The following is a 15,921-nucleotide window of genomic DNA, read 5'->3' as shown; positions in this document are numbered from 1 at the left end:
AATTGCGAGTACCACCGCCACCTGAATTGGGGACTGAGGTCACTAGAAAGGCCGGACAAGTTCCGGTGAACATTGCTGCCGTGACCGAATTGCCTGCCCCGACCTCCGCGGGTGCCATCCCGATATCCACCCTCATCGGCGAGCCGGTGGCGCGCGTCGCCGCCGACGCCACGGTTGCCGACGTCGCGAAGGCCCTGGTGGCCCTCGACGCCGGGGCGGTCGTCGTTGGCGACGACACCCGGCCGGCGGCGCTGGTCAGCGAGCGCGACGTCGTTCGGGTGGTCGCCCGCGGGCAGAATCCGGCCAGGGTCGCGGCCGCCGACGTCGCCAGCACCAAGCTGGTGTGGTGTGACGCCGCCGCGACGGTCGATCAGGTGTCGGGCCGGATGATGGATCACTACATCCGCCACGTCCTGGTGGAACAGGACGGGGCGCTGGCCGGCATCGTCTCGGCCCGCGACCTGCTCGGCGCCTACGGCGCCTACGGCGCCGACATTTAGCCGGCGGCGGCCTCAGCCGGTGGCCGCGGCCGCCGCGCGCGACTCGATCATGCGGTTGCGAACGATGTGCTCGACGAGGATCGGAACGAACGTCTGCACGGGCGCGTCGACGAACTGCCGGGCGGCCTGCTCGCACCAGCCCTTGATCTGGGCGGCTCGCGCCTCGTCGGCCAGCCCCTCGTGGCGGGCCAGCTTGTCCGCGACCTCGGCGACGGACCGCGCGACCGCGGAACGCGCCGCCGGAAGGTCGGGGTCGGCGGGCACCGCGGCCCGTTGCAGCTCCCGCCGGGCGGCGTCTTCGCCGGTGTCGGGCCGGATCACGTGCAACGTGACGTGGCGGCCGTCCTCGCCGAACAGGATGACGCTGGTCGGCTCGTCGCTGGTGAAGCCCAGCAATTCGATCGTGTCGCCGGCGATCTCGATCAATGCCGGGGTCTCGTGCCAGCCGTTGCGGCGGTAGCCCACCATGACGACCCGTCCGAGCCGGTCGGACAGCGACGCCACCAGGGCCGGTAGTTCGTCCGCGAGGTTCGTCGACCGCGGCCACCAGGCCCCGTCGAGGTGTTCAGACGCGGACCGATAGGGCTTGAGCCCCAACCGATTTTCGTGCTCCATCGCGCTCAGGCTACGGGCAAAGCGACCCGCCCGCGACTCGAAGCTCGCGGGTGGCCGCGGTGTGTCCCGAGTGTGAACGGCAGGTTGCGCCAGGGACTTTCGGTAGGTTCGCGGCCCGCGGAAGACGACTTAAGCCCCTGTCGCGCGGGCACCGTCGCCGCCATGATTGGCGTGCTGCCACGCGGGCTTAGGAGGTTTCGTGACCACTGTGCTGGATTCGGCGGCGCTGACGGCCAAGCAGGTCGCCGGCGCTCCGGTGGAGCAGGTCCTGGGCTGGCTGGACAGTTCGGCCGGCGGCCTGTCGAGCGCCGAGGCCGCCGCCCGGCTGGCGCGGCACGGCCCGAACGCGGTGCGGACCCACCACGTCAACGCGCTCGCGGTGCTGGGACGGCAGCTGCGCAGCGCGGTGCTCATCCTGCTGGCCGGCACCGCCATCGTGTCGTACTTCCTCGGCGACAGCATGCAGGCGGTCATCATCGGCATAATCCTCGCCGCCAGCATCGGTTTGGGCTTCGTCAACGAATACCGCGCCGAGCACGCCGCCGCCGAGCTGCACGGCCGGGTGCACCACAACGCGCTGGTGCGGCGCGACTCGACGTTCGTCTCGGTCAGCGTCACCGACCTGGTTCCCGGCGACGTGATCCGGCTGTCGCTGGGGGAGGCCGTGCCCGCCGACGTCCGCCTGATCGACGTCAGCGGCCTGGAATGCAACGAGAGCATCCTGACCGGGGAGTCGATGGGCTCGGAGAAATCGCCCGAGGCGGTGCCCCCCGGCGCCGAGTTGGCCGAATCGACGGACCTGGCGTTCATGGGCACCATCGTCAGCGCCGGGGAGGGCACCGGCGTGGTGTACGCCACCGGTAAAAGCGCCGAATTCGGCCGCATCGCAGCGGGTTTGGACAAGCGGCAACCCGAGACCGACTTCCAGGTGGGCCTGCGCCGGTTTTCCTATCTGCTGCTGCAGGTCGCGATCGCGCTGATGGTCGTCATCCTGGCCAGCAACCTGCTGCTGGCCAAGCCGATCATCGATTCGGTGCTGTTCTCGCTGGCGATCGCGGTCGGCATCACGCCGCAGCTGCTGCCCGCCGTGGTCAGCACCAGCCTGGCGACCGGGTCGCGGCAGCTGGCCAAGGCGAAGGTCCTCGTCAAGCGCCTGGTGTGCATCGAAGACCTGGGTGACATCGACATCCTCATCACCGACAAGACCGGCACGCTGACCGAGGGCCGGATCCGCCTGGTCGACGCGATCGACCCCGCGGGCGAGCCCGCCGAACCGGTCCGGCGGCTCGGGTTGCTGGCCACCGACGTCGACCCGGAATCCGGTGGGGTGAGCGCCAATCCGCTCGACGCCGCGCTGTGGGAATCGCCCCGGCCGCAACAGTTGGTGGGCGAGGCGGTGCGCAGGGTGGCGATGCTGCCGTTCGACCACGAGCGTCGCGCGTCGTCGGTGTTGGTCGACGACAACGGAACGCGACTGCTCGTGGTCAAGGGCGCCCCCGAACAGGTGCTGGACCGTTGTCCGGCGGCGGCCGCGGTCGCGCGGGAGACCCTCGCCGGGTTGTTCGCCGCGGGGCGCCGGGTGGTCGCCGTCGCCACCCGGCCCGCCCCCGAGCTGACGGGGATCACCGGCGACGACGAACGCGACCTGACGCTGGCCGGCTTCCTGGTCTTCGCCGACGAACCGAAAGCCGCTGCGCGCCAATCCCTGTCGCAGCTGGCGGCGCTGGGCATCGAACTCAAGATCGCCACCGGTGACAACGCACGCGTCGCCGAAAAGGTCTGCGCCGACCTCGGTTTGGTGTCCAAGGGCACGGTCACCGGCGCCGAGCTGGAGCCCCTCGACGACGAGGGGTTCGTCGAGGCCGCGCAAAACCACACCATCTTCGCCCGCATCTCGCCCGAGCAGAAGGCGCGGCTGATCGTCTCGCTGCGCCGCAACGGCCGGTCGGTCGGCTTCCTCGGCGACGGCGTCAACGACGCGCTGGCCCTGCACGCCGCCGACGTCGGGATCTCGGTCGACAGCGCCACCGACGTCGCCAAGGACGCGGCCGACGTGGTGCTGCTGGAAAAGGATCTGGGCGTGCTGGCCACCGGCGTCGCCGAGGGCCGGCGGATCTTCGCCAACACCATCAAGTACGTGCTGATGGGCACCTCGAGCAACTTCGGCAACATGTTCAGCGCCGCCGCCGCCTCGGCGCTGCTGCCGTTCCTGCCGATGCTGCCCAGCCAGATCCTGCTGAACAACCTGCTCTACGACAGCTCGCAATTGGCGATCCCGACCGACCGGGTCGACGAGGAACAGCTGCACGCCCCGTCGCACTGGAACGTCGCGTTCATCCGCCGGTTCATGCTGATCTTCGGGCCCATCAGCTCGTTGTTCGATTTCCTGACGTTCGGGTTGATGCTGGGCGTGCTGCACGCCGGCGCCATCGAGTTCCGCACCGGTTGGTTCGTCGAATCGCTTGCGACGCAGACGCTGATCATCTTCGCGATCCGCACGCGGATGGTGCCGTTCTTCCGCAGCCGGCCCAGCGTCCAGCTGGCGGTCACCAGCCTCACGGTGGTCGCGGTGGGCGTGGCGCTGACGATCTCACCGCTGGCCCACACGCTGGGCTTCACGCCGCTGCCGTGGCAGTTCTTCGCCGTGCTGGGCGGATTCGTCGCGATCTACCTGGTGCTGGTGGAGCTCGCCAAGCTGATGTTCTACGCCGAGCCGATGAATCACAACGGGCAACCGCGGCGCACCCGGGGCGACGCCCATCGCATCCGGCGCCGCGCCGCGCGCTTCCACTACGCTCCGGGTTCATGAGCGAAGAGCACGCGCTGGTCATCGTCGCCGGCTACCAGGATCTCGACTCGGCTCGCCGGGATTTCCAAGCCCTCACCGAGGCGACCAAAGCCAAGGACGTCCCGCTGCGCGGCGCGGTGCTGGTCGGCAAGGACGCCGACGGCAGTCCGGTCCTGGTGGACACGGGGAACCGGCTCGGCCGCCGGGGCGCGGCGTGGGGCGCCGGGGCGGGCCTGGCGGTCGGCCTGTTCTCGCCGGCCCTGCTGGCTTCCGCCGCGGTCGGCGCGGCGGCCGGGGCGCTGGCGGGCACGTTCGCCAACCACCGGATCAAGAGCGGGCTGGCCGACAAGATCGGCGCGGCGCTGGCCGCCGGCAGCGGCCTCGTCATCGCCGTGACGCCCGCGGGCGGCCGGCTGGCCGTCGAGCAGGCGCTGGCCGGCTCGCCGATGAAATCCGTTGCCGAGCTGAGCCATTCCACGCTGCGGAGCCTGGGCGCGGCGCTGGAGGAGGCGATGGGGAAGTTCAATCCCGACCGCACCAAACTGCCACTGCCGCAACGCGGCTTCGGCGGCACCATCGGTCGCACCATGGCCGACTCCGTCGGCGACTGGACGATCGTTCCCGGGGCGAAGGCGCCCGACGGCGCGCCGAACGTGCTGATCGTGCTCATCGACGACGCCGGGTTCGGCGGCCCGGACACCTTCGGCGGCGCGATCCGCACCCCGACGCTGACCCGGGTGGCGCAAAGCGGGTTGACCTACAACCGCTTTCATGTCACCGCGGTGTGTTCGCCGACCCGGGCGGCGCTGCTGACCGGGCGCAACCACCACCGGGTGGGCTTCGGCTCGGTCTGCGAGTTCCCCGGACCCTTCCCGGGCTACTCGTCGGTCAAGCCGCGCAGCTGCGCCGCCCTGCCGCGCATCCTGCGCGACAACGGTTACGTCACAGGCGGTTTCGGCAAGTGGCACCTGACCCCCGACAACGTCCAGGGCGCAGCGGGACCGTTCGACAACTGGCCGCTGGGCTGGGGTTTCGACCACTTCTGGGGCTTTCTGACCGGCGCCGCGGGTCAGTACGACCCCATCATCACCCAGGACAACACGGTGATCGGGGTGCCGCAGGGCTCGGCCCTTCAAGACGGCCGACCTTATTACTTCCCCGACGACCTCACCGACAAGGCGGTCGAGTGGCTGCACACCGTGCGGGCCCAGGACGCCGAAAAGCCGTGGCTGATGTACTACTCGACCGGCGCGACCCACGCACCGCACCACGTGTTCAAAGAATGGGCCGACCGCTACCGCGGAAAGTTCGACGAGGGCTGGGACGTCTACCGGCGCAAGACGTTCGAACGGCAAAAGGAGCTCGGGGTCATCCCGCCCGACACTGAGCTGACCGAGCGGCCCGACCTGTTCCCCGCGTGGGACAGCCTGTCCGACAACGAGAAACGGCTCTATGCCCGCCAGATGGAGGTGTTCGCCGGGTTCTCGGAGAACGCCGACTGGAACGTCGGCCGGCTGCTCGACGCCATCGAGGACCTCGGCGAGTCCGACAACACGCTGGTCTTCTACATCTGGGGCGACAACGGCGCCAGCATGGAAGGCACCGTCACCGGCTCCTTCAACGAGATGACGTTCCTGAACGGGCTGCTTCTCGACGCCGACCATCAGCTCGAGCTCATCGAGCAGTACGGCGGCATCGAGGCGCTGGGCGACGAGCACACGGCGCCGCATTTCGCCAGCGCCTGGGCGCACGCCAACAACACCCCGTTTCAGTGGGGCAAGCAGATGGCCAGCCACCTCGGCGGCGCCCGCGACCCCATGGTGGTCGCGTGGCCGGCCCGGATCCGGCCCGACGCCGCGATGCGGTCTCAGTTCACCCACTGCATCGACGTGGTGCCCACCGTGTTGGAGGCCATCGGCCTGCCCGAGCCGACCCACGTCGACGGCTTCGAGCAGGAAGACATGGACGGCGTCAGTTTCGCCCACACCTTCGAGCCAGCGGGGGCGACGGCCGAGGAGCGGCACACGGTGCAGTACTTCGAAATGTTCGGCAGCCGCGCCATTTACCAGGACGGCTGGTGGGCGTGCACCCGACTGGACAAGGCGCCGTGGGATTTGTCGCCGGAGACTCTGCAGCGGTTCGCGCCCGGCCGTTACGACCCGGACGACGACGTGTGGGAGCTGTACTACCTGCCCGACGACTTCTCGCAGGCGAAAAACGTTGCGGCCGAGCATCCCGACAAACTCGCCGAGCTGACGCGGCTGTGGTGGGCCGAGGCCGAACGCAACCGGGTGCTGCCGCTGTTGGGTGGCCTCGCGGTGATGTTCGGCAGCCTGCCGCCGCTGCCCACCACCACCCGGTTCACGTTCAAGGGCGGCGTGCAGAACATCCAGCGCGGCACCGTGCCGCGCATCTTCGGCCGGTCCTACGCCATCGAGGCGCGGCTGGTGGTCCCCGACGACGGCGCGCAGGGCGTGATTGTCGCCAACGGCGACTTCATCGGCGGGTTCGCCCTGTGGGTCGACGAGGATCGGCGGTTGCGCCACACCTATTCGCTGCTCGGCGTGGACACCTACCGTCAGGTGTCCACGGAGCCGATCCCGATCGGCGAGGTGACGGTGCGGATGCTGTTCGAATCGGAGCAGCCGGTGCCGGGCTCCGGCGGCAAGGTGACGCTGTGGGCCGGCGACCGACTCATCGGCGAGGGCGAGATGCCCAGGACGGTGCCGCTGGCCTTTACGTCCTACGCCGGGATGGACATCAGCCGCGACAACGGCCTGGTGGTCGACCGCCAGTACGAGGACAAGGCGCCCTACGCCTTCACCGGAACGGTGAAGGACGTCGTCTTCGACCTGAAACCCGTTGCGCCCGAAGCCGAGCGGGCGCTGCACGAGCACGCCGCCGTCCAGTCCGTCGGGCGGGGCGCCGCGGGCTGACCCCGCGGATCAACTACTGCTGGGCCCGAACGACATTCGCGCCGGCAAGGCCGGATTGAATGCCCCGATCGATCTGATCCGCCACGGAGGCCCCGCCGTTGGAGACGGTCTGCGGGCAGCTGCAGCTGAGGTCGTTGAAAACGCTGGGATCGGCGCCGGCCGGCGCCGCGATCGCCACCGCAGCCCCGAAAGTGAGGGCGGCGCAGGCAAGGATTTTCGATACCACTCGTTGGTCTCCGCGCTAGTTGGTACCGGAAACTTTAGGGGTCCCAAAGTCGCGGATCCGCTAGCGCGGCGTTTCGATTTCGTTAAGAAGAATGCACGGGGCAGTAAGCCCGGATGGCCGCGCCGACGAAGTAGCCGGCGTGATAGCCGTCGAGGCCGCTGTTGGACTGCACGGTGGAGGCGACCTGGGCGGGAGTCTTGCCGTTGTCGAGCTCGTCACAGACCTCGTGGCCGGCGATGATGGCCTTTTCCGGGGCCCCGAAGTGGATGCCCTTGGCGGTCAGGGCGCCCAGAAAGGCGTCGTCGACGGCGTCGGCACGGGCGACCGGGGCCGCCTCGAACGCCGCGAGCGCGGCCAGCGCGACCACGAGGGCGGCCCCCACGCGTGACATGTCCCGTCCTCCCTTTGCCCCGTTGCGCGAATGTTGCACGTTACAGCTTCGCACAGGAGCAACGACCGCAAATTGCGATCAGGGCGAGAGAAACCCGACGACGTTGCGCGGTACGGCGCGTTATGCCGTGGGGACGTCCGCGTACTGCGGGCAGTACGCGCGTTCGGCCAGGGCGACGAAGAACCCGGCGTTGTCGCCGTCCAGGGTGCTGCTGTTCATGACGTCCGTCGCGATCTGCTCCTGCGTCTTGCCCATGTCGAGCTGGTGGCAGACCAGATGGCCGGCCGCGATGGCCGACTTGGGCGAGTCGTGGGCGATGCCGTGGGCGTGCAACGCCGCGATGAACGCGTCGTCGTTGCCGTCGGCGTGCGCGGCGGGGGCCGTGGCCAGCGGGCCGAGCAGCCCGACGGCGGGTAGGAACCCGGCCGCCAGCAGCGGGAGCAGCAGGCGGGCCTTGCGGCTGCGGGCGCTCGTCATTTTTGATACCCCCAAGGGTTCTAAGATCCGGTGTTCGACGACTGAAGGTTCGACCTAGAACGTTGCAAGTAGGTTACAGCTTGGCATCGTCCAATCATCGTAGATCTTGCGAACATCGCAACATTGGTTATGTCGTCCGAGCGCGCTCGGTAACTTGACGGCATGCCGTACGCCCGCTGGCTGACGCTCGCCGTCCTGACGGCACTCGCGGTTTCGGTGGCCGGCTGCGGTGAGCGGCACGTGGCGGCCGCCGCCGCCCAAGACCTGTCCGCGACCCTGCGTTCCGGCGGCATGGACCGCACGTACACGTTGCACGTGCCGCCGGGCGATCCGGTCGGCCTGGTGCTCAGCCTGCACGGCGGCGGCGGCACCGGGACCGGGCAGCGGGGCCTGACCGACTTCGACACGGTCGCCGACGCCAACCACCTGCTGGTGGCCTACCCCGACGGTTACGACAAGAGCTGGGCCGACGGGCGTGGGGCCTCCCCGGCGGATCGCCACCACGTCGACGACGTCGGGTTCCTCGTCGCGCTGGCGGGAAAGCTGCGAAGCGACTACAACATCGCGCCCGGGCACGTCTTCGCCACCGGAATGTCCAACGGCGGCTTCATGACCAACAGGCTGGCGTGCGACCGTGCCGACGTCTTCGCCGCGATCGCGCCGGTGGCGGGCACGCTGGGCACCGGCGTGGCCTGCCATCCGTCGCGGCCGGTGTCGGTGCTGGCGGCACACGGAACCGCCGACCCGCTGGTGCCTTTCAACGGCGGGGACGTGCGGGGCCGCGGCGGGGTCAGCCACTCGGTGGCGGCGAACAGCATGGTGAACGCGTGGCGCTCGGTCGATGGCTGCCAAGGCGATCCGTCGCAGCAGGTCCTGCCGAACGTCGGCGACGGCACCGTCGTGCACCGCTACGACGCCGCGCCGTGCGCGGCGTCGACCGAGGTGGTCTTCTACCAGATCGACAACGGCGGACACACGTGGCCCGGAGGCAAACAGTATCTGCCCCAGGCGATCATCGGGCGCACCTCGCGTGCGCTGGACGCCTCCGAGGTCATCGCCCAGTTTTTCCTCGCCCACGCGCGCGATTAGCCCGGAGGCGGCGGCGGGCCGATCTTGTTACTATGCCTCATGGCGGCGATCGTCTCATCCGGTCTATTCGCAGGAATTCGCTTGAAGTTCAATCGATTTGGCGTCTTCGCCGGCGTTCTGGTCACCGCCGCGGCGCTGTTGTCGGCCTGCGGTGGCGACCATCACAGCGCCGGGGGAGGCGCGACGAGCGCGTCGCCGGCGAAGGTCGCCTGCGGCGGCAAGCCGACGCTGCGGGCCAGCGGCTCCACCGCCCAGCAGAACGCGATGACCCGATTCGTCAGGGCCTTCGAACAGGCCTGCGCCGGGCAGTCCCTGAATTACACGCCCAACGGTTCCGGCGCCGGCATCAGCGAATTCCTGGGCAACCAGACCGATTTCGCCGGCTCGGACTCGCCGCTGAGCGCCGACGAGTACGCGCGGGCGCAGCAACGATGCGGCTCGCCCGCGTGGAACCTGCCGGTGGTGTTCGGCCCCATCGCGATCGCCTTCAACGTCAACGGTGTGACCGGGTTGAGCCTCGACGGCCCCACCGCGGCCAGGATTTTCAACGGCGGCATCACGAGCTGGAACGACCCCGCGATCCAGGCGCTGAACCCCGGTGTGAGCCTGCCGGCCGAGCCGATCCGCGTGGTGTTCCGCAGCGACGAGTCCGGGACCACGGACAACTTCCAGCGCTACCTCGACACCGCGTCCAACGGCGCGTGGGGCAAGGGCGCCGGCAAGGCATTCAAGGGCGGCGTCGGCGAGGGCGCCAAGGGCAACGACGGGGCCGCCGCCGCCGTCAAGAGCACCGAGGGGGCGATCACCTACAACGAATGGTCGTTCGCCCAGGCGCAGCATCTCAACATGGCCAAGGTCATCACGTCGGCCGGTCCGGACGCCGTGGCGATCGGCGCGGACTCGGTGGGCAAGACGATCTCCGCCGCCTGGTTCATCAAGCAGGGCAACGACCTGGCCCTCGACACCATCTCCTTCTACCGGCCGAATCAGCCCGACGCCTATCCGATCGTGCTGGCGACCTACGAGATCGTCTGCTCGAAGTATCCCGACCCGCAGGTCGGGGCCGCCGTGAAGGCGTTCCTGCGCAGCACGATCGGCGCCGGGCAGGACGGCCTGGCGGACAACGGGTACATCCCCATCCCGCAGGAGTTCAAGCCGCGGTTGTCGACCGCGGTCGACGCCATCTCATGACGCGCGGTACCGCGGGCAGTACGCCGCCACGCTGGCGCCGATGAAGTACCCGGCGCGATAGCCGTCCAGGTTGCTGTTGGTCATCACCTCGTTGGCGATGTCCGACTTCTGCTTGCCGAGATCGAGTTCGTCGCAGACCTCGTGGCCGGCGACGATCGCGGCTTGCGGCGACGCGAACTGGATGCCCTTGTTCTTCACCGCCGTGACGAACGCGTTGTCGACCGCGTCGGCGCACGCGCCCGGGCAGGGCAGCGCCGCCACGCCGAGCAGCGTGACAACCGCGCCCAGCCCGCGCACTATCCAGGTGGTCGATGACACCGGAAGATCATTGCATGCCGCGATGGGAAGTTCAGCGCTGGCAGGAAGGGCACCAGTACGCGACCCGCTCGCCGCCGTCGTCGAAGTGGATGCCGGTGCCGCAGCGGCGGCAGGGCTGCCCGGCGCGCCCGTAGACCCACAGCTGCCGGCCGGCCCGGGTGTCGCCGGTGGTGCAGCGGTTCCAGCGGAAGCGGTTGGTCCACAGCATGTCCCGGGCGCGGCTCACCAGCCGGCGCGGGTCGGTCAGGGCGCTGACCGGCGCGGTGGGCAGGTGTCCGCTGACGAAACACAGTTCGTTGCAATAGACGTTGCCGATCCCGGCCAGCACCCGCTGGTCCAGCAGCGCCTCGCCGATCGGCCGGTCGGGGCGTGCCACCAGGTTGGCGGCGGCGCGCACCGGATCCCAATCAGGGCCCAGCAGGTCGGGTCCCAGGTGCGCGACCGCGTCGCCGTCGCGGTCGCGGTCCAGGATCTCCAGCACCCCTAGGTCGACGCCCACGGCGCGAATGCCGTTGGCCTCCAGAATGATTCGCGCCCGGTGGTCCACCCGCACCGGCCGGTTACCCACGCGCCAGCTGCCGTCCATCTTCAGATGCGAGTGGATGCTGGACTCCCCGACCCGGATGAACAGGTGCTTGCCGCGGCTGAGCACCTCGTCGACGACCTGCCCGGTCAGGTCGACGGTGGCGAACCGCGGCACCCGGACGTCGCAGCGCGTCAGCGTGCGACCGACCAGGTGCTCGCGCAGCATCGCGGCGGTATGCCACACGGTGTCGCCCTCGGGCATGGTTCAGCGCAGCCGCATTCCGCGCGGGGTGCGGGCGAATCCCGCCTCGCGCAAGGCGTCCGCGACCCGGGCGGGTCCCTCGTGCGGCTGCAGCGCCGGCGCCCCGTCGATGCGTTCGACCAGGATCGACGCCACGCGACGGGCGGCGACCAGGTCGGCCAGCGCCACGGCGGCGGCATGGTCGGCCGCGGGGTCGTCGGTGAACGTCAGCAGCGACCGCCCGCCGCGCTCCAAGAACCAGGTCAGTTCGCCGTCGACCAGCACGACCAGCGCCCCCGCCTTGCGGCCGGGCCGCGCGCCGTCGGCGCCCGGGGCGGGCCACGGCAGCGCGGCGCCGTAGGGGTTGGCCGGGTCGGCGGCGGCCAGCGCGACGGCCCGGTATTCGGGCCGTTCGGGGTCGATGCCGTCGGTGTAGCTGCGCAGCCGGTCGACGGTGGAGGCGACGGCGAACTGGGCGCCGCCCAGCGACTCGACGAAGTAGCCGCGCTGGCACCTGCCCGCCTCCTCGAACGTGCTCAGCACCTTGTAGAGCGTCGCGAAGCCGCCCGGCACCCCCTCGGCCGCGACCGCGCCCCGGGTGAGCACGCCGTGGCGGGTCAGCAACAGCTCGGCCTGATAGTGGGCGCGCACCGTGGAATCCGGCTCCGGGGCCGCCGCGAGCGACCACCGCCCGGCCACGGTCGGGTCCGTGCTGCGCTGCTGCGCGTGCGCGACGCTGTAGCGGCTCAGCCGCGGCGGCCGCTGGGTGCGGTGCGCGGGCGCGGAGCGCTTGCGGGCTCCGGCGCCGCCCAGGACGGCGCGGACGGGCGCGAACGTGTCCCCGGTGACCCAGCCGGCCCAGATCAGTTCCCACAGCGCCGCTTTGAGCGCGGGGTCGGGGACACCGGCCTCGGTCAGCTGCCGGAAGAAGTACGCGCCGCCGCCGGCCAGCGTGTCCAGGATCGCGCGGTGGGCGTCGGTGAGCTCGAGCGGGGCGGGCGGCGACAGCGTGAGCGGCGCGGAATCGCTCGCGTGCAGCGCGATCCAGCCGTCGCTGCCCGAAATCGACCCGGCGCCCGACCAGGTGACCTCGCCGGTGGCGAGCAGTTCGTCGAGCAGCGCGGGGGAGTAGTCCCGGATCCGGGGCGCCAGGATCAACGGCTCCAGCGCCGAGGCCGGCACCCGGACGCCGGCCAGCTGGTCGATCACCGCGACCAGCCCGTCGATGCCCGACTGCGGCGACGACACGTGCTGCCAGGCGGGCAGGAATCGCCCATAGGCGGCGGTGCTCACCGGCTCCACCTGGGCGCGCAGCGCCGCCAGCGAGCGCCGCCGCAGGATGCGCAGGACGTCGGCGTCGCACCACTGCTCGCCGCCCCCTGCGGCGCCGGGCGCCGCGGACGGGTCCGGCGCGGCGACGAAGTCGCCGCGCACCAGCTTGCCGTCGGCGGCCAGGCGGCCCAGCACGTCGGCCGTGACCCGCAGCCCCAGGCCGAACCGGGCGGCGGCCTCGGCCGTGGTGAACGGGGTGTGCGTGCGCGCGTAGCGGCCCAGCAGCTCGCCCAGCGGGTCGGCCACCGCCTCGGTGAAGGCCGCCGGGACGCCCAGCGGGACCGCGGCCCCGACCCCGTCGCGCAACCGCCCGATGTCCTCGATGGCCACCCACCAGCTGCGCCCGGCGAAGGACACCGTCAGCGCGCGCCGGGCGCCCCGCAGCCCCTCCAGCCAGCCCCCGACGTCGGCGCCCCCGGCCCGCGCCGACAGCTCGTCGGCGCTCAACGGGCCCAGCAGCCGCAGCAGGTCGGCGACGCCCTCGGCGTCGCGGGCGGCCCGGTCGGCCGACAGGTGCTGTAGCTGCCGGCCGGTCGCGGCGATGACGTCGGGGTCGAGCAGTTCGCGCAGTTCCACGCGGCCGAGCAGCTCGGCCAGCAGCGTGCTGTCCAGCGACAGCGCCGCGGCCCGGCGCTCGGCCAGCGGGGTGTCCCCCTCGTACATGAACGCGCCGACGTAGCCGAACAACAGGGAGGCCGCGAACGGGGAGGGCTTCACCGTTTCGGCCTCGAGCACCCGCACCCGGCGCTGGGCGATGCCCGTCATCAACGCGACGAGGGCGGGCACGTCGTAGACGTCCTGCAGGCATTCGCGGATGGTCTCCAGCACCACCGGGAAGTCGGGGTACTTTCGCGCGACGTCCAGCAGCTGGGCCGCGCGCTGGCGTTGGTGCCACAGCGGCGAACGGCGGCCCGGGTGCCGGCGCGGCAGCAGCAGCGCGCGGGCCGCGCATTCGCGGAACCGCGAGGCGAACAGCGCCGAGCCGCCCACCTCGGCCGTGACGATCGGGTCGATCTCGTCGGCGTCGAAGACGAACAGCTCGGCGCCGGGTGGGGCGTCAGTGCCCGCGTCGGACGCGAAATCGGAAAAGGTGTCGGGCAGGCGCACCACGATGCCGTCGTCGGAGGCGGTCGGCTTCTCGTCGAGGCCGTAGCGTTCGCGCAGCCGCCGCCCCACCGCCAGCGCGAGCGGCCCGTGCACCCGCAGCCCGTACGGCGAGTGCAGGATCACCCGCCAATCGCCCAGCTCGTCGCGGAACCGCTCGACCAGCAGGGTGGTGTCGGTGGGCACCACCCCGGCCGCGCTCCGCTGCTCGTCCAGCAGCCCCCACAGGTTGTCGGTGGCGTAGGCGTCGAAACCCAAAGCGCCGCAACGCTTGTCGAACGCCGCACGCTTCAGTCCGGCCAGCTCGCCGGTGAACGCGCCCAGCGCGGCGCCGAGCTCGGCCGGGCGCCCGGCGTCGTCGCCGCGCCAGAACGGCAACCGGGCCGGCTGCCCGGGCGCGGGGATCACCAGCACCCGGTCGTGGGTGATCTCCGTGATCCGCCAGCTGGTGGCGCCCAGCGAGATGACGTCACCGGGCCGCGACTCGTAGACCATCTCCTCGTCGAGTTCGCCGACCCGCGACGGCTTCTCGGCCTCCGAGGCCAGGTAGACGGTGAACAACCCGCGGTCCGGGATGGCGCCGCCGGAGGTGACCGCCAGCCGCTGGGCACCGGGCCGGGCGGTCAGGGTTCCGGCGTCGCGGTCGTAGACCAGGCGCGGCCGCAGCTCGGCGAAGTCGGTGGACGGGTACTTGCCGCTCAACAGGTCCAGGGTGGCCTCGTACACGCTGCGCGGCAGCGTCGCGAAGGGGGCGGCCCGCCGCACGGTGTCGAACCACCGGTCGGCGTCCAGCGGCTCCAGCGCGGCGGCCGCGACGGTCTGTTGCGCCAGGATGTCCAGCGGGTTGGCCGGCACCCGCATGGTCTCGATCTGGCCGGCGAGCATCCGCTGCACCGTCACCGCGCAGCCGATCAGGTCCGTGCGGTGCTTGGGGAACAGCACCCCCTGGGACACCTCGCCGACCTGGTGGCCGGCCCGCCCGATGCGCTGCAGGCCGCTGGCCACCGACGGCGGCGCCTCCACCTGGATCACCAGGTCGACCGCGCCCATGTCGATGCCCAGCTCGAGGCTCGACGTCGCGACCACCGCCTTGAGCAGCCCGCGCTTGAGGTCCTCTTCGACCAGGGCGCGCTGCTCCTTGCTGACCGAACCGTGGTGGGCGCGCGCCAGCACCGGCTCGGCGCCGTAGGTCTGGCCGCTGCCCAGCAGGTGCGCCGGCGCCCCACCCGGGACCCCCGGGTTGGCCTGTCCGGCCAGCTCGATGCCGCACCGCTCGGCGTGAATCTCGTTGAGCCGCGCGGTAAGCCGCTCGGCCAGGCGCCGGGAGTTGGCGAACACGATGGTCGAGGAGTGCGCTTCGATCAGGTCGACCAGGCGCGCCTCGACGTCGGGCCAGATGCTGCTGTTCGCCAGGTTCGCCATGTCGGGCACCGGCACCTGCACGGTGAGCTCGATGGTCTTGGCCGACGGCGGGGCGACGATGGTGGTGGGCGACTGCCCGGACAGGAACCGCGCCAGCTCCTCGGGCGGCCGCACCGTCGCCGACAGCCCGATTCGCTGAGCGGGCGGCCCGTCCCGCAGCTCGTCGAGCCGCTCCAGCGAGACGGCCAGGTGCGCGCCGCGCTTGCCGCCCGCGATGGCGTGGATCTCGTCCACGATCACCGTCTGCACGCCCGCCAGGGTTTCGCGCGCGGCCGAGGTCAGCATCAAGAACAGCGACTCCGGGGTGGTGATCAGCACGTCGGGCGGGCGCGCGATGAGCTGACGGCGCGCGGCGGGCGGGGTGTCGCCGGAGCGGACGCCGACGCTGATGTCCGGGGCCGCGACCCCATGGCGCTCGGCGATGCGGGTGAGCCCCGCCAGCGGGGTGCGCAGGTTGCGCTCGACGTCGACCGCGAGCGCCTTGAGCGGGGACACGTACAGCACCCGGGTGCCGGCCGGCCGTTCGGCCGACCCGGCGAGGCTGTCGAGGGCCCACAGGAACGCCGCGAGCGTCTTGCCGGACCCGGTCGGGGCGATCACCAGGGTGTTGTCGCCCCGCGCGATCGCGTCCCACGCCTGCGCCTGCGCGGTGGTCGGCGCGGCGAAGGTGGACTGGAACCACTCGCGCGTGATCGCGCTGAACCGGCCCAGCGGGTCGGGGCGGGGCTCGGCGGGGGTGCTCACCTCACCATGGTGCCAATGCGCA

General features: G+C 71.2%; 12 protein-coding genes. 5 read left to right on the top strand and 7 right to left on the bottom strand.

What is annotated here, in order from left to right; translation table 11 throughout:
- The first annotated feature begins 80 nt into the window (after positions 1 to 80).
- Positions 81 to 500 carry a CBS domain-containing protein gene (locus tag AWB89_RS14285; protein ID WP_085174422.1) on the top strand — a complete coding sequence of 140 codons (420 nt, stop codon included), beginning with the start codon at positions 81 to 83 and terminating at the stop codon, positions 498 to 500.
- Between the two features lie 12 nt (positions 501 to 512).
- Here AWB89_RS14285 and AWB89_RS14280 read toward each other — a convergent pair whose 3' ends face one another.
- Positions 513 to 1,115 carry a DUF5994 family protein gene (locus AWB89_RS14280; RefSeq protein WP_085096147.1) on the bottom strand — a complete coding sequence of 201 codons (603 nt, stop codon included), beginning with the start codon at positions 1,113 to 1,115 and terminating at the stop codon, positions 513 to 515.
- 199 nt (positions 1,116 to 1,314) lie between these two features.
- Here AWB89_RS14280 and mgtA point away from each other — a divergent pair, with 199 nt between their 5' ends.
- Both mgtA and AWB89_RS14270 read left to right on the top strand, forming a co-directional pair.
- Positions 1,315 to 3,924 carry a magnesium-translocating P-type ATPase gene (gene mgtA, locus AWB89_RS14275; RefSeq protein WP_142282535.1) on the top strand — a complete coding sequence of 870 codons (2,610 nt, stop codon included), beginning with the start codon at positions 1,315 to 1,317 and terminating at the stop codon, positions 3,922 to 3,924.
- Positions 3,921 to 6,839 (top strand): arylsulfatase, encoded by a 2,919-nt coding sequence (locus AWB89_RS14270; protein WP_085174418.1) that lies wholly within the window; start codon positions 3,921 to 3,923, stop codon positions 6,837 to 6,839. Before mgtA ends, AWB89_RS14270 begins: the two co-directional genes overlap by 4 nt.
- A gap of 13 nt (positions 6,840 to 6,852) precedes the next feature.
- On the opposite strand, the gene AWB89_RS14265 is transcribed toward AWB89_RS14270, so the two are convergent.
- The 3 genes from AWB89_RS14265 to AWB89_RS14255 form a co-directional block, all read right to left on the bottom strand.
- Positions 6,853 to 7,065 (bottom strand): hypothetical protein, encoded by a 213-nt coding sequence (locus tag AWB89_RS14265; protein WP_085096141.1) that lies wholly within the window; start codon positions 7,063 to 7,065, stop codon positions 6,853 to 6,855.
- A gap of 82 nt (positions 7,066 to 7,147) precedes the next feature.
- On the bottom strand, positions 7,148 to 7,456 hold the full coding sequence (locus tag AWB89_RS14260) for a DUF732 domain-containing protein (protein ID WP_085096139.1): 309 nt from the start codon (positions 7,454 to 7,456) through the stop codon (positions 7,148 to 7,150).
- Between the two features lie 120 nt (positions 7,457 to 7,576).
- A complete protein-coding gene (locus AWB89_RS14255) occupies positions 7,577 to 7,933 on the bottom strand; it encodes a DUF732 domain-containing protein (RefSeq protein WP_085096137.1) in 357 nt (118 codons plus the stop codon).
- Between the two features lie 162 nt (positions 7,934 to 8,095).
- Between AWB89_RS14255 and AWB89_RS14250 the strand changes: the two genes are divergently transcribed.
- Both AWB89_RS14250 and pstS read left to right on the top strand, forming a co-directional pair.
- Complete coding sequence (locus AWB89_RS14250; RefSeq protein WP_085096135.1) at positions 8,096 to 9,022, top strand: extracellular catalytic domain type 1 short-chain-length polyhydroxyalkanoate depolymerase; 927 nt, start codon at positions 8,096 to 8,098, stop codon at positions 9,020 to 9,022.
- Between the two features lie 81 nt (positions 9,023 to 9,103).
- Complete coding sequence (gene pstS / locus AWB89_RS14245) at positions 9,104 to 10,213, top strand: phosphate ABC transporter substrate-binding protein PstS (RefSeq protein ID WP_085174416.1); 1,110 nt, start codon at positions 9,104 to 9,106, stop codon at positions 10,211 to 10,213.
- Here pstS and AWB89_RS14240 read toward each other — a convergent pair.
- Genes AWB89_RS14240 through AWB89_RS14230 form a run of 3 tightly spaced genes read right to left on the bottom strand, consistent with a single transcriptional unit; the run spans position 10,208 to position 15,899 of the window.
- On the bottom strand, positions 10,208 to 10,531 hold the full coding sequence (locus AWB89_RS14240; RefSeq protein ID WP_085174414.1) for a DUF732 domain-containing protein: 324 nt from the start codon (positions 10,529 to 10,531) through the stop codon (positions 10,208 to 10,210). The two genes, pstS and AWB89_RS14240, sit on opposite strands and share 6 nt — an antisense overlap.
- Before the next feature lie 31 nt (positions 10,532 to 10,562).
- Positions 10,563 to 11,318 (bottom strand): endonuclease VIII Nei2, encoded by a 756-nt coding sequence (nei2, locus tag AWB89_RS14235; protein WP_085174412.1) that lies wholly within the window; start codon positions 11,316 to 11,318, stop codon positions 10,563 to 10,565.
- A 3-nt stretch (positions 11,319 to 11,321) separates the two neighbouring features.
- Positions 11,322 to 15,899: an ATP-dependent helicase gene (locus AWB89_RS14230; RefSeq protein WP_085174410.1), complete on the bottom strand. Its 4,578-nt coding sequence runs from the start codon at positions 15,897 to 15,899 to the stop codon at positions 11,322 to 11,324.
- Positions 15,900 to 15,921 lie beyond the last annotated feature (22 nt).

The sequence above is a fragment of the Mycobacterium paraense genome, from assembly GCF_002101815.1.
GTDB lineage: Bacteria > Actinomycetota > Actinomycetes > Mycobacteriales > Mycobacteriaceae > Mycobacterium > Mycobacterium paraense.
The sequence above is the reverse complement of the archived record's forward strand: the minus strand, read 5'-3'. Positions and strand labels throughout refer to the sequence as shown.

Coding starts and splice junctions, on each gene's coding strand:
- AWB89_RS14280 (WP_085096147.1), bottom strand. CDS start 1,115: ATGGAGCACGAAAATCGGTTGGGGCTCAAGCCCTATCGGTCCGCGTCT.
- AWB89_RS14270 (WP_085174418.1), top strand. CDS start 3,921: ATGAGCGAAGAGCACGCGCTGGTCATCGTCGCCGGCTACCAGGATCTC.
- AWB89_RS14260 (WP_085096139.1), bottom strand. CDS start 7,456: ATGTCACGCGTGGGGGCCGCCCTCGTGGTCGCGCTGGCCGCGCTCGCG.
- AWB89_RS14255 (WP_085096137.1), bottom strand. CDS start 7,933: ATGACGAGCGCCCGCAGCCGCAAGGCCCGCCTGCTGCTCCCGCTGCTG.
- AWB89_RS14250 (WP_085096135.1), top strand. CDS start 8,096: ATGCCGTACGCCCGCTGGCTGACGCTCGCCGTCCTGACGGCACTCGCG.
- nei2 (WP_085174412.1), bottom strand. CDS start 11,318: ATGCCCGAGGGCGACACCGTGTGGCATACCGCCGCGATGCTGCGCGAG.